The sequence below is a fragment of the Rhodospirillales bacterium genome (assembly GCA_018666775.1).
Classification (GTDB): domain Bacteria; phylum Pseudomonadota; class Alphaproteobacteria; order SMXQ01; family SMXQ01; genus JABIXC01.
Genome location: JABIXC010000017.1, coordinates 365,082 through 378,581, shown reverse-complemented (window position 1 = coordinate 378,581; position 13,500 = coordinate 365,082). Strand labels below are relative to the sequence as shown.

The 13,500-nt window shown below is 52.0% G+C and carries 13 protein-coding genes; 7 read left to right on the top strand and 6 right to left on the bottom strand.

Annotation, left to right across the window (positions count from 1 at the left end; genetic code table 11):
- The first annotated feature begins 24 nt into the window (after positions 1-24).
- Positions 25-900, top strand: coding sequence for a TauD/TfdA family dioxygenase (locus HOJ08_09800; GenBank protein MBT5673723.1), 876 nt, complete (start codon positions 25-27; stop codon positions 898-900).
- Here HOJ08_09800 and HOJ08_09795 read toward each other — a convergent pair whose 3' ends face one another.
- Positions 901-1,917 carry a lipid A deacylase LpxR family protein gene (locus tag HOJ08_09795; GenBank protein ID MBT5673722.1) on the bottom strand — a complete coding sequence of 339 codons (1,017 nt, stop codon included), beginning with the start codon at positions 1,915-1,917 and terminating at the stop codon, positions 901-903.
- Between the two features lie 79 nt (positions 1,918-1,996).
- On the opposite strand from HOJ08_09795, the gene HOJ08_09790 reads away from it, so the two are divergent.
- A complete protein-coding gene (locus HOJ08_09790; protein MBT5673721.1) occupies positions 1,997-2,830 on the top strand; it encodes an SDR family oxidoreductase in 834 nt (277 codons plus the stop codon).
- A 58-nt stretch (positions 2,831-2,888) separates the two neighbouring features.
- Here HOJ08_09790 and HOJ08_09785 read toward each other — a convergent pair whose 3' ends face one another.
- Positions 2,889-4,346: an amidohydrolase family protein gene (locus HOJ08_09785; protein ID MBT5673720.1), complete on the bottom strand. Its 1,458-nt coding sequence runs from the start codon at positions 4,344-4,346 to the stop codon at positions 2,889-2,891.
- A gap of 172 nt (positions 4,347-4,518) precedes the next feature.
- Between HOJ08_09785 and HOJ08_09780 the strand changes: the two genes are divergently transcribed.
- The 3 genes from HOJ08_09780 (at position 4,519) to HOJ08_09770 (ending at position 7,424) form a co-directional block, all read left to right on the top strand.
- The gene (locus HOJ08_09780) at positions 4,519-5,106 is read left to right on the top strand and encodes a cytochrome B (GenBank protein ID MBT5673719.1); all 588 of its coding nucleotides are present in this window, start codon (positions 4,519-4,521) and stop codon (positions 5,104-5,106) included.
- 86 nt (positions 5,107-5,192) lie between these two features.
- The gene (locus HOJ08_09775; protein ID MBT5673718.1) at positions 5,193-6,185 is read left to right on the top strand and encodes an aldo/keto reductase; all 993 of its coding nucleotides are present in this window, start codon (positions 5,193-5,195) and stop codon (positions 6,183-6,185) included.
- Between the two features lie 36 nt (positions 6,186-6,221).
- Positions 6,222-7,424 (top strand): MFS transporter, encoded by a 1,203-nt coding sequence (locus HOJ08_09770; GenBank protein MBT5673717.1) that lies wholly within the window; start codon positions 6,222-6,224, stop codon positions 7,422-7,424.
- Here the strand turns inward: HOJ08_09770 and HOJ08_09765 are convergent.
- From HOJ08_09765 to HOJ08_09750, 4 genes are read right to left on the bottom strand one after another with little or no spacing between them, the layout of a single operon-like run.
- The gene (locus HOJ08_09765; protein MBT5673716.1) at positions 7,421-8,146 is read right to left on the bottom strand and encodes a hypothetical protein; all 726 of its coding nucleotides are present in this window, start codon (positions 8,144-8,146) and stop codon (positions 7,421-7,423) included. The genes HOJ08_09770 and HOJ08_09765 overlap by 4 nt on opposite strands.
- 52 nt (positions 8,147-8,198) lie before the next feature.
- Positions 8,199-9,536, bottom strand: coding sequence for a spore maturation protein (locus tag HOJ08_09760; GenBank protein ID MBT5673715.1), 1,338 nt, complete (start codon positions 9,534-9,536; stop codon positions 8,199-8,201).
- A 54-nt stretch (positions 9,537-9,590) separates the two neighbouring features.
- Complete coding sequence (locus tag HOJ08_09755; protein MBT5673714.1) at positions 9,591-10,106, bottom strand: amino acid-binding protein; 516 nt, start codon at positions 10,104-10,106, stop codon at positions 9,591-9,593.
- An 11-nt stretch (positions 10,107-10,117) separates the two neighbouring features.
- A complete protein-coding gene (locus HOJ08_09750; protein ID MBT5673713.1) occupies positions 10,118-11,425 on the bottom strand; it encodes an MFS transporter in 1,308 nt (435 codons plus the stop codon).
- A 229-nt stretch (positions 11,426-11,654) separates the two neighbouring features.
- Between HOJ08_09750 and HOJ08_09745 the strand changes: the two genes are divergently transcribed.
- Together HOJ08_09745 and HOJ08_09740 are read left to right on the top strand one after the other, a co-directional pair.
- Positions 11,655-12,155, top strand: coding sequence for a cupin domain-containing protein (locus HOJ08_09745; GenBank protein ID MBT5673712.1), 501 nt, complete (start codon positions 11,655-11,657; stop codon positions 12,153-12,155).
- Positions 12,152-13,459, top strand: a complete 1,308-nt coding sequence (locus HOJ08_09740; GenBank protein ID MBT5673711.1) for a hypothetical protein — start codon at positions 12,152-12,154, stop codon at positions 13,457-13,459. The genes HOJ08_09745 and HOJ08_09740 overlap by 4 nt, the downstream gene beginning before the upstream one ends.
- Positions 13,460-13,500 lie beyond the last annotated feature (41 nt).

Sequence of the window (13,500 nt, the reverse complement as noted above, 5' to 3'; positions counted from 1 at the left end):
TTATTTGTATTAAGCGGAGTCCCCATGAAGGTAACACCAGTTTCAGATATTCTTGGCGCAGAGGTAACCGGGATCAATTTATCCCAGCCCCTAAATGGGGAAACCCTTGAAGGCCTGCGCGATGCCTTTCTTCGCTATCAGGTTCTGGTGATCCGCGATCAAAATATGAGCCCCCTCGAACAGGTCGCCTTTTCCAAACAGTTCGGCGATTTGGAAATTCCAGACAATGTGGATCACACGTCCGAAGACAGTCGCAATGTCATGATCCTTTCCAACGAAATACGCGAAGACGGCACCGCCGTTGGCGTGGTGGATGGTGGTGATTTCTGGCATTCAGATTCTTCCCATCATGACGTCCCATCGATGATCACAATCTTGCAATCGGTGACCAACCCGGAAAAGGGTGGGGATACAGAATTTTGTAATATGTATGCGGTCTATGACGCGCTGCCCGAAGATTTAAAACAAAAAATCGATGGTCTCTATGCCATCCACCATGTCTCAAAGACCGTGAACAAACGGGTGACCATTTCACCATCGCGCCCGGGGGCAAAAGATTTCTATGAATTACAGGCCAAAAACCGTCACGAAGTGGTCCAGCCCTTGGTGCTGACCCATCCGGTGACGGGCAGAAAGGCGCTGTATTGCAGCCCACGCTTTACCATTGGCATTAAAGGCATGGATGAAGCCGAAGCAGACCCCATTCTGGATGCGCTATTTCCCTATATCACGGATAGAAAACGTTCCTATCATTACCGCCATAAATACAAAACCGGTGATGTTGTGATGTGGGATAATCGTTGTTTGTGCCACCGCGCCGTTGGCGGCTATGCCACCCTGCGTCGCATGCACCGCACCGTCGTTGCCGGTGACCGCAGCTTTGCTAAACAAGTCGCTTAGTTAAAACCGTGCGGTCAGACTGACGGCTGCGAAGCGGTCGGCATTTGCCTGTCCAACGTATTCAATGCTGCGAAAGACCTGGGTGAAGGCCAGACGAAAGCGTGAAAAGACCAAGGCGACGCCCAATTGGGCATCACCGACCAAGGTTTTTTTATCAACGCTTTGGCTGTTTGAAAATGTGTTGCCATCGAGAAACATGTTGCGCAAAACCAACCGGCCTTCGACCCCGGCAAACAGGTACCATCCAAAATCATCCCACGGTGTGAAATGGCTTGATCCCGGTTGGGATGGCCGAATGCGAGGTGGGCCAAAATCATTGCGCAGATTTTGGCCAATGCGCAGCGTGATTCCGCCAGCCCCATGGGTAAAAACATTACCAAGGGCAGCGCCTACATGGGGGGTTACATCCCCATCAAGCCCGAACAAATATGACGAATGCGGCCAGATGTTGCGCCATTTCCGTTCCACCGTAAGGTTTAGCGTCGGTTCATTATTCAGTTGATGGGCCCAGCCACGGGGGCGGTTGAGGTCAAACAATTTGTGCCAGACCTCTTGGGTGTTTTGGGCCTGAGACAGTGGGCCTACCACCCCAAAGGAAAGGGTCGCGTTATCAAGGCGTGACCCGGTTTCTGAAACAATGCCAACTTCGCCATAAAGCCAGCCCGCATAGGGGCGTTCATTTGGTTGCAGGGTATCAACGGAAATATTTGCGGGCGTGTACATGTTCTGGCCCAACGCATAGCCAATGCGTTTGCGCCCCCGGTTTGATAGCAATGGCAGGTTTTTGGCTAACCAGTGGCCGAACTCGGGCAGATCATCTTCGGCGGATAACCAGGTGAGCTTAAGCCCATTGGTGTAATGGCGGTCCGTGCCGTTCAGGGCATCGTTTTCAATCAAGACAGAAAAACTGCCGCGCTGATCCGGGGCGGGAACAGGGGATTGCGCGCAAGCTGGGGACAGGGTCGCCAACAGGACGAATAAGCCAAGACACGGGCTCAAAAAATGTTTTCTGATCATGTGCAAACGATAGACCCGCTCTTTCCACATTGCCAGCGCCGACCTATAGTCAGAAAAAATTACAGGGAAAAATCATCACATGAGCGAAGAACTTAAATTACCAGATATTGACCTTGATGGTCGGGTTGTCATTATGACTGGCGCCAGCCGGGGGCTTGGCCGTTCAATGGTCGTGGCTTTGGCCAAAACCGGTGCCCGGGTTGTGCTGGCAGCGCCAGACATTGATGCCCTGAATGGTGTGGCAGAAGAAATTAAAAGTGCAGTCGGAAAGGGACGGGCGTTGGTTGTCGAAACCGACATCACGGACCTTAAATCTTGCGAAAATTGTCTGGCCCAAACCCTTGATGGGTTTGGTGGCCTGGATGTGTTGATCAACAATGCGCGCAGGCTCCATCGTGGGCCGGGGTTGCCGGCTTCTGGCAATTCATTTTTGTTCTGGGAAACCCCTCCTGATATTTATAAACAAACGGTAGAGGTTAATGTGACCGGCACCTTTTTTATGGCGCGAACGTGTGCGCCGTATTTGATCGATCAGGGGTTTGGCAAGATCATCAACCTGACAACATCAGTGCATAATTTTTATGGCACAAAAAACAGCCCCTATGGTGTTACCAAGGCGGCCGTTGATGCAGAAACCTGGATCTGGGCCAAAGACCTCGCCAATACCGGGGTGACGTGTAATGCCTTGTTACCCGGTGGAGCGTGCGATTCTGATCCTGAACGTGAAGTAAAACCGGGCCGAAATTATTTGCCCGTCGATGTCATGAACCCGGTTCTGGTGTGGCTGTGTTCTAAAAATTCAGATGCTGTTACGGGTGCGCGATACAACGGCAGCCTTTGGGATGATGCCCTGTCTCCCGATGATGCCGCCGGTGCGTGCGTCGAGCCAGCATCGTTTCGTGGCATGGAATAAATATAAAAAAATCCCCGCGAACCATTTGGCCCGCGGGGGTTGGTAGGATCAAATCGTCTTATTCAGCAGCGCTTGCTGCGGGTCGTTGGTGGGTCGCCATGACCTTGGCGACGGCATCTTCGACCACGGTACCCTTGTAGAAATCGGGGTCCATCTGGGCGTGCATTTCTGCTGTGTTGGTGAAGACGAAGTCTTTGAAGTTGTCTTCGTTGATGGTGCCTTTTTCAACCATTTCCCAGGCTTCTTGCAAGACACCTGACATATCAGGCACATCCCAATGGCCAATATCTGACGAGAAGACAGCCTTTAGATTGACGCCGAAATGGTTGATCTTTTCATCAAAGGCCAGCGCGGTCATTTTGTCATCTGCTTCTGCACCGTAATAGAAATTGGGCACAAACTGATCGCGGATGTCTTCGCGCGATTCGACGCCGCTGGCTTCGAAATCATTCATGGGCCGGTCTTCGATCTTTTGGGATTGTGGCAGTTCCTGACACGCACCCCATTTTTCCTTGGTCATATAATCAAGATGGCCAAAGCGATCGAACATTTCTTCCATCAATTTGACGTCCAGTTTTGACGGGTCCTGATGTTCATAGATCCAGTCAAGGTTCCGCTTTTCATAGATTTCCATCAGATCGTTATAAAGCTGACAGGCCCATGCAACGCCACCTTCCAAAAAGGCAAAGTTGAGCGTGGGGAACCGTTGGAGAACGCCAGAGAAAAACAAGGAACGCGCAAAGAATTCATTGCCGACGCTGAACGTGCCCAAACGATTGAAGGAATAAACATTGGGCGATTGGCGACGCTGGCTTTTTTGGGAACCAGCATGGCCCGCAGGCATCATTTTAAGATCGACACATCTTTGCCAGAATGGATCGTAATCATTGCCATCGCGCGGTTCCATACAGATGGAGGTAATGCGCTGGGTCAGTTCACCAAGGGCCGGATCAACGGCGGCAACTTCGGGCACCGCATCGCGAACTTCACCGGCAATGGTGATGGTCTTGAGCCCAAGGCCTGCTGCAAATTCAAGTTCCTCAATGGCTTCTTCGGGGGTCCAGGTGGGGATCACCGCCGAAGGCGTCATGCGATCTTTGACGTCATCAAACATTTCCGCATAGAGCGAGTTCAAAGACCGGGCAAGGACCTGGCGCATTTCAGGATCACGGACCTGATTGGCGGAAATGCCATAGGTGGTGTAGACGATGGCAAAATCGATGCCCGCATCTTCCAGGCGGTCCGCATAAAGCCTTGGCAGCATGCAGGTGGCGCGATCAATGGTGTATTTACCCGATGGTGCCGCCCAGAACATGGAACGATGTTTTTTGTTGTAACCAGGCCGGCCACCGGATTTTTCGAACCTTTCGGCCAACTTTGGTCCGCCAATATCACGGATGTAATCCATGATGGCCCATTCACATTCCAGAACATGGGCATCGGCATCGATGACCGGATAATCCAGCCCTTTTTTAACGGCCGCAGACTTGCTGTTGAGTGTATGAATTTCGCGCATTTTTAATCCTCCCATTGTCGGTTCTTTTGTGGGTCTAACAGAGACCCATCGGGCACCGTAAAAATCCCGAGACGCAGTTGATAAGTCTTCTCATTGATTAGAAGTGAAAGCATTTTGCCACAAAGGCCGGGGTTGGGTAAAGTAAAGTTGATACAGCCAATAATTATCTGTAATTTCAGAGGCAACGTTGAGCGAAGATAGCGAAATTCAGGTAAAGGTCTGGGACCCGTATGTGCGGTTTTCCCATTGGACGGTTGTAATTTTGTTTACGGTCGCCTGGTTCACTGAAGACCATTATATGCTGGCCCATGTGTGGTCAGGTTATTTCATTGGCCTTTTGGTTGCGCTGCGCGTTGGTTGGGGCTTTATCGGCCCGGTTCATGCCCGTTTTACAGATTTTGTTCATGGCCCAACGGTGGTGATCAATGACTTGAAAGATACGGTGGCATTGAAGCCGGCCCACACCATGGGCCATAGCCCTTTAGCCGGGGCCATGATTATGGTCCTGCTGTTTGGCCTCTGTTTGGTCGTGGGCAGTGGTGTGATCGGTTACGGCATGAGCTGGGGTGCCGGGCCTTTCGGGTTTTTGAAAGCGATTTTCGGGCGCTCGCTTGGCAAAGCCCTTTTGGAGGTCCATGAGGTGCTGGCCAGTGGTTTTCTGGCACTGATTGCTATTCATTTTTGTGGGGTGATCCTTTCGTCTCTGCTTCATGGCGAAAACCTGATCTGGTCCATGATTACGGGTAAAAAACGGCGATAAGATCAGTCATCTTGCCTTGGTTCTGCTGGCAGGATAGGGTTTTGCCACATCGCAAACCGCGTCCGAAATTTGAGAGGCAAATTTTTATGAAAATGATCCCCTTTGGCAGTGTCACCGATTATCAGGTTTCCCGCATGGGCCTTGGCTGCATGTCTATGTCTGGGTGTTACGGTGCCCAGGATGATGATGAATGCATTGCAACCATTCATCGGGCCATGGATATGGGGGTGAATTTCCTGGATACCTCTCATTCATATGGCGAAGGGCACAACCAGACCCTGATCGGCAAGGCCATTGCCGGAAAGCGCGATCAGGTCGTGATCCATTCCAAAACCGGCTCCATGCGTTCCAAGGACCCGGGCGATAAATCCGGTTCCGGGACGGCGGATTATTTGCGCAAAACCTGCGAAGAAAGCCTCCAGCGCCTGAAGATAGACTGCCTGGACGTGCTGTGCATGTCACGGGTGGACCCCTCTGTCCCGATTGAAGATTCCGTGGGCACATTGGCGGAAATGGTGAAAGAGGGCAAAACCCGCTACATCGCCCTTTCCGAAGCATCACCAGAATCCATTAAACGGGCATGGGCGGTGCACCCGATAGCATCGTTGCAGATCGAATATTCCCTGTTTACCCGCGATCCAGAAGAATTTGGCAACATCGATGCGGTGCGCAAACATGGCATGGGCTTTATGGCTTATGCGCCTTTGGGCCGGGGCATTCTTTCGGGCCAGTTTTTCAAGGTCGATGATATTCCCGAAGATGATCGCCGGCGTGAAAGCCCGCGCTATCAGGGTGAAAACATGGAACACAACGCCGTTCTTTTGAACAAGTTGAATGACATTGCCAAGTCCAAGGGCATCTCCCTGCCATGCCTTTCCATTGCCTGGTTGTTGCATCAAGGCGATGACATCATTCCCATTCCATCGTCAAAATCGCGCAATCATCTGGAAGACAATCTGGCGGCAATGGAGGTTCAGTTCAGTGCCGAAGAATTGGCATTGATTGGCGAAATTTGCCCCCCCGGTGCAGCCGCCGGAACCCGCTACCCAGAACGCCAAATGGCGGCGGTTAATATCTAGTGGAGCCCATGCAAAAAGCGGCCAAATAAGATCGCCATGAACCAACAAACTTCTGAGGCGACCCGCTGGTTCGCCGTTATTGCGGCCTTTGGTGCCGGCATCATTGGCGCGGCCCATATTGGCAAGGTGCCTGCGGCCTTGCCTGCCATGCGCGTGGAATTTGCCATGGATATGGTGCGGGCTGGCTGGGTGGTTTCTATTTTTTCGGCCACCGGCATGATTTTCGGCATGGCTGTTGGTCTGGTTTCAGACCGTTTGGGACATATTAGGCCTGCCCTTTTGGGAATGGCCCTGATGGCGCTTGGTGCGCTGGCTGGTGCCTATACCGAAAGCGCCTTTGTGCTTCTTCTGACCCGCTTTATCGAAGGCTTTGGCTTTTTGATCACGGTGATAACGGCCCCTTCCATCATCGCATCTGCCACAACCCCCAAAGACCGCCCCCTGGCGACGGGGATGTGGGGGGCATTTATGCCAACCGGTGTTGGGCTGATGCTGTTTCTATCGCCCTATATTCAGGGTGCTTACGGTTGGCGCGGCAGTTGGCTGGTGATGGCGGGCATTAGTGCATTGTGGCTTTTGGTGATGGCTGTGGCGATGCGGGGTGGGAATGGTGCCAACAAAGCACCCCCGGAGGATTTGCTGCGCAATATGGCAATCACACTCAAGACCCGTGGGCCTTGGCTTTTGGCCATCTGTTTTTCTTTCTATACCCTCGCCTGGATTGCTCTGATGGTGTGGCTGCCAACTTTTCTGGTCGAACAACGGGGACTGCCCGTTGCAACGGCGGCCTTGATGACGGTTCTGGTGGTTGTCATCAATTTACCCGGAAACCTTTTGGGGGGCTGGCTTTTGCATAAAGGCGTTGAACGCGCCCGCATCATCGGCGTTTCAGCGATTGTTTTATGTATCGCCGGTCCTGCCATTTTCCTCGATGTTTTGCCCGATGGCGCGCGATTTATGGCCTGTCTGGTCTATTCCGGGTTGGTGGGGATGTTACCCGCCGGGGTTTTGGGTGGCGCGCCAGTGTTCGCGCCCAGCCCGCGCCAAATTGGCACCACCAACGGTCTTTTGGTACAGGGATCGCATTTGGGCCAATTCATCGGCCCGCCCTTAATCGCCGCCGTCGTTTTCATGGCAGGCGGTTGGCAGGGCGGTGCCTGGGTGTTTGCGATCTGTGGGGCAGGGGCTTTTTTGTTCTCAATCTTGATTGGGCGAGAAGAAAAACGCCTTACACATTAGGGCAATTCTGAGAGTAAATACCCATAGCCTTCACGGGGTTCATGGACGTGAAGGCGTTTCTGGAATTCCCAAACACGCGCTGTAACCGGATGAATCACGGGCACTGACAGGTCTTCTTCCAGCAATTCAATGATGTCGAGTGTTCGCCAGCCTGAGCCCAGCATGTAAATCGCATCGGCAGAGGTCTGGGCCAGAAATTCCTTTTTGATGTGGCTGTAGATCATTTCACCAGACAGTTCCTGAACCTTGTTAAAGGGCACATCAATCCCGGCCATGGCTTGGACATTAAAGCCGGCATCGGTGAAATAGGTGCTGAAGGTGTTGTTGATCTCACCTGAAAAATAGGTGGCCCCGACAAAGGATTTGATGCCCAAAGCATGCATGGCGGCAATGTGGTTCTGACCGGCGGTAAAGATGGGAATTTTGTATTTCTTTTCCCAGTCATCAACAATCTTTGCTTCCCCTGCAAGGCCGTGGACCATGAAGGGCGGCGCGCCGTTGGGGTGAATGAAGTCCGGTTCATGGGGAACAAGGCGTTCAATCTGTTCTTCATAGCCCGCCATGACGGTCTCAAATTCTTCGCGCGTGCCCTTGGTGATGTCGATGAACAGCGGAATGATACCGATGCCTTCGGGCAACAGGCGGATGACCTCTTCGGTCATGCCTGGACGCATGGTGGGGTTGATCATGCCTACGACGCCGCGCCAGCTGGAAAATGCCATGGAGTTACTCCCTGTTTTAAGTGTTTTTGTTGAAATGAATTTAGCAGGCCGATCAGGGTGTGAACAGCAGCATGCAAATAATAACGGCCGCTGCAATCCCTGCCGCATCTGCGGTCAGACCAGCGGCAAGCCCGTGGCGAATGCGGCGTATTTGGACAGCCCCGAAATAAACGGCCAAAACATAGAATGTGGTTTCGGTGGAACCTTGCAAAGTGCTGACCAGCAATCCGGCATATGAATCTGGGCCAATGGCTGGATCGTTGATGATGGATGCCAAAATGCCATACGCCCCGGACCCCGAAAGCGGCCTTAACAATGCCATGGGCAGGGCTTCTGCAGGCAGTCCCACGGCACCGGAATAGGGGCTGATCAGGGAAATAAACATTTCCAGCGCGCCCGATGATCGCAGCATGGAAACGGCAACCAAAATTGCCACCAGATAGGGGATGATCCGAACCGCAACGCTGAACCCGTCTTTGGCCCCATCGACAAAGGATTCATAAACCCTGACCCCACGGAAGAAGCCAAAGGACAAAAGGGTCAGCATAATACCGGGAATGATCCACGGCGATATGGCGCGGCCCCAGAAAATGGTGATGGGCACCAGGGCGATAATAAATCCCAATGCTAAAACAGATACCCAGGTGGGATAGCCAGCATGGGTGGCCATAGAGTCATCAAAACCATCTATTTCGGGGCTTTGGGCCGGATCAGGGTCGCCAAGGGCTGGTGCTGTTGGCAGGTCCCCGGCTTCGGGCTCTGTTACCGGCGACCAGCGCTGATACAGTTTGGTCGCAAAGATGGCGATGGCAGTGGAGCAAATGGTCGCAAACAGGGTGGTGGGCACGATGGCTGCGGGGTCTGTGGAACCAGCCGCTGCACGCAAAGCAATGACGCCGGTTGGCAAGATCGTGATGGATGACGTGTTGATGGCCAGAAAAAGCACCATAGCGTTGGTGGCCGTGCCTTTGACCGGGTTCAGGCGATCCAGTTCCTGCATGGCGCGAATGCCAAAAGGCGTTGCGGCATTGCCCAATCCCAGAATATTGGCAGAAAAATTCAGGATCATCGCACCCATTGCCGGGTGATCTGCGGGGACATCAGGGAAAAGGCGGGTCATAAGGGGGCGTATGGTGCGGGCAATGATGACCAATAAGCCACCGGCCTCGGCCACTTTCATCAGCCCCAAAAACAAAGCCATGACCCCAATAAGCCCAATGGCAAGGGTTACCGATGCTCCGGCCTGATCGACCATGCCCTGGCCTAAAGCAGACATTGGCGACAAGGCCGCTTTGCCAACAGCACCCGCAGGCGCGCCATGCCATAGCAGTTCACGCAACCCGGTTACGAAGAAGGATACAGCGACAATCAAAAAGAATATCAGGTTCATTGAAATGATATTTAATAATTAAAAACAGCTAATTATAAAACTTTATTAAGGTAATTAATTAATTTGTTCTGTGCCGCAGGTCAGGTCGAGCGATTCCGCAGTATTGGCGACAGTGGCAAGGCATTTATCGGCATTTTTAGCCGAAATAGCGACTGAAAACCGGGTTGTGTAACGGTTTTGGTCACGAAAGGCCTCCAAATGGATGATATTAGCCCGGAATTCCACGAAAACCTCTGTTATACGGGCGATAAAGCCCGGTTGATCGCCCCCACTGATGGTAATCGTGTGTGTGCCGCGCGTTAAAGCCCCATGATCGGTCGATCGATCGAATGGGGTCACGTTAATGGTGGCACCCTTGGTCTGATCCAGGTCGGCCAGTTCTGATCTTAATTTATCAGCGCCTGGGCTGTCTGGCATGTCCACGAGGGTCGTAAATTCGGCCTCTGTGCCATAGACGGCAAAGGTTGTGTCCCCAAGATTGCCACCAAGATCAAACAACCGGGCGGTAATGGCCGCAACCAGACCGGTTCGGTCCGGACACGATACGGATACAAGATATGTCGCGTTCATGGTTGTCACCCTTATTGAGCCGGTGCGCCTGCTGGATCCGGTGTAATTTCAGTATCAGGGGCAGGGCCTCTGTTTTCCTTAATCGTCAATACCAGCACGCCTGCGATCATTGCAACAGATATAGCTGCCACCCAAACCCCATCATATTTTTGGAACATGTCGTAAAGATAGCCCCCAAGGAAAGCACCCAGCGCCCCACCTGCAGCATGGAACATCGCCAATACCCCAAGGGACAACCCGATTGTTTTTAGGCCAACATGGGTCGCCACCAAAGATGTGGTTACGGGAATGGTGGAATAATCGAAAATGCCAAAGACAACGGCAAACACCCAGATCAGGTTGACATCATATGTTGGGATCAGCAGCAAAAGAATATAGGAAAGCCCGCGCATGATGTAGATGACAGCCAGCAAAATGGGCCGGTTAATGCGGTCTGATAAATAGCCCGATAAGGCCATGCCCCCCATGTTGAATGCCGCCAAGACGCCGTAAGCCGATGCCCCCACAACAATGGGAATACCACAAGATATTGCATAAGGTAAAAAGTGGGTATCAATCATGCCGGTGGCGGTGAATCCACAAATGGTGTAACTGCCCAATAAAGCAAGGAACGTTTTGTTTTTAAACAGTATTTTCAAACGAAGCCCAAGACTTCCGCTGACCAATTCAGCGCTTTTTCGGGCACTTTGGGCGTCTTTGTCAGGTTTGATCAGGAACCAAACCACCGGCAACAGGGCAAGGGCTGCAAAGGCCAAAAACAAATAGCCATAACGCCAGCCAAAGAACGTCAATATCAATGCCATGACGGGCAGTAATGCAATGTGGCCGGCAGTGGCGCCCGCATTGGCAACGCCAACCGCAAAACCGCGATTTTCAGTGAAGTGCCGCGCAATGGTGGCCGATGCCACATTTTTGGAAACAATGCCAAAACTGATTCCAGCAAGCAGTGAGTAGGACAGCATGAACTGCCACGCCGATGTGATTCGTGATGTCATGCCAAGTGCGATGGCGACCAAGATCAACCCTGCCAGCAAAATATTGCGCGGACCAAACCGGTCTAAAAGATTGCCAACAAAGGGGCTGGTGATTGCCATGGCAATCAGGGACCAAGCGACAATGGTGGAAATGTAACTGCGGGACCAGCCCATTTCCAGTTCAAGACTAGGCATGGCAAGCCCTATGGAGGCTCTGGTTGCAGACACCATTGAAAGGGCCAGAAACATAACGAAGACAACAACCCAACCACCGGGATTTTCCCGAACGGACGTCATGAAGAAATTACCTGATTTGGCAGGGACCAGTTTAACAGGGGTATTCACGATTATGAGGGTCCTTTAGGTATGGAAACTGCGATCTTGAGCATAGCTTCTTGGATGCTTTGTGCAACTACAGGCGCATTAAAGCCTCATAATGATTAAGGAACATATTGATCCTGCTTTCTGTGTAGGTATTGCGGTGCAAAGCACAGGCGTATAGAATTCTTAATAAGAAATCTAATGAACCTGATAAAAGGTTTATGGCTCAAAAGGGCCATTATGGGAGGCAGTCATGGCTGATAGTGCAGCAATTTATAACCTTGATCCCGATTTGCTTGCGCGTATTGAAAACGCGGAAAAAGACATCAAGGTTTTTTCTTACAAAAAACCAGAAGGCATTGGCACCGATAAGGCGCGCATTGAATTGGGTCGGGGCGGCAACGTTCGCGGCGTGGTTCAGAATGTGAAATCAGGCGGTGAAAACAACCTTCATTACCACACCGATGCCGATAGCTTCTGGATGGTTTTAAAGGGCAGGGTGCGCTTTTACGGCGTAAACGATGAAGTGCTGGGCGAATTTGGTCCCCAGGAAGGCATCATCACCCCGGCCTATACCCGCTATTGGTTTGAAAGCTGTAGCGATGAAGAACTTGAGCTTCTTCAAATTGGTGCTTTTGCCCCGGAAACGAAATCCAGCGGGCGCACCGATTGCGAACCCCAGCGCTATAACATTACATCTGGTGAACGCTATGTTGATGAAGGCGGCACCATTACAAGGGACCCGAAACGATGAAAACGCTCATCCGAAACATTGCAGCGACCAGTTCAGCCATTGTTCTGGCAACTGGCATATCGGCCTTATCCTCCGTTCAGGCATCCGCTGGTTCTGTTGCGGATTTTTATAAGGGCAAGGTCATCAAGGTGATCTTGAGTGCCGGTCCCGGTGGTGGTTATTCCACATTCTCTGGTATTTTGACGCGCAATATGGGGCGTCATATCCCGGGTCACCCAAAATTCATCAAGCAGCACCGCCAAGGTGCGGGGGGACTGGTTGCGGCCAACTGGCTCTATCACAAGGCCCCCAAGGATGGCACGGTGATCGCGCTGATTCATCGCGGTGCTATTTCCACCCTGCCAATTTTCAGTTCCAAAAACGTGCGATATGATCCGACCAAGTTTAAATGGATCGGATCCATGAACCAATCCGTCAGCCTCTGTGTTGCCTGGCACACCCAGAAGGTGAAGACATTTGATGATGTCTTGAAACAGCCTTTGATTGTTGGCGGTATTGCTGCGGGTTCGGACACGGATATTTATCCGCGCATCTTCAACAATATTTTCGGCAGCAAGTTCAAGATGATCACGGGTTATTCTTCAGGCCAAGCCATTAATCTGGCCATGGAACGGGGTGAGGTTCAGGGTCGTTGTGGTTGGTCCTGGTCATCGATCACCGCAACCCAGCCCGATTGGCTGCGTGACGGCAAACTGACGCTGATGACGCAGGTGGCACTTAACAAGCACCCCAGTCTTTCCAAAACCCCCATCATCACAGATTACGCAACCACCAAGGAACAGCGCGCCATTCTTGAACTGGTTCTGGCACCCCAGGCGATGGGTCGGCCTTTCCTGGCACCTCCTGGTGTTCCAGCCGACCGTTTGGCAGCCCTCCAAGCTGCCTTTAGCGCGGCCATGGTTGACCCCAAGCTTTTGGCCGATGCCAAAAAGCGCAGGGTCGACATTAATCCATTGTCGGGCAAAGAAATCGAAGCCTTGATTACGAAGCTGTATGCCATTCCAAAAAATGTTGTGGCATCTGCTCAAGAAGCCCTGTCGCGCATGGACCGGCTTCACACCACCGTCAAGATGAACCCGGTTTTAAAGCGTACCACCAAATTGACAGCCACGAAGCGGGGCGGACGTCGTCTGTTCTTCAAGGGTAAAGACGGCAAGACCCACAAGGTTAAGGTTTCCGGCAGCCGCACGAAAGTCTTTATCAAAGGCAAGAAGACCAAACGGAAAAACCTGAAAGTCGGCATGAAATGCACGTTCATCTACAAAGGTAATGGCAGTGAAGCCGCTTCTGTTAAATGCCCGTAACCAGCATTCATCAAACAGGTTAAACATAATTGGAGAGTGAA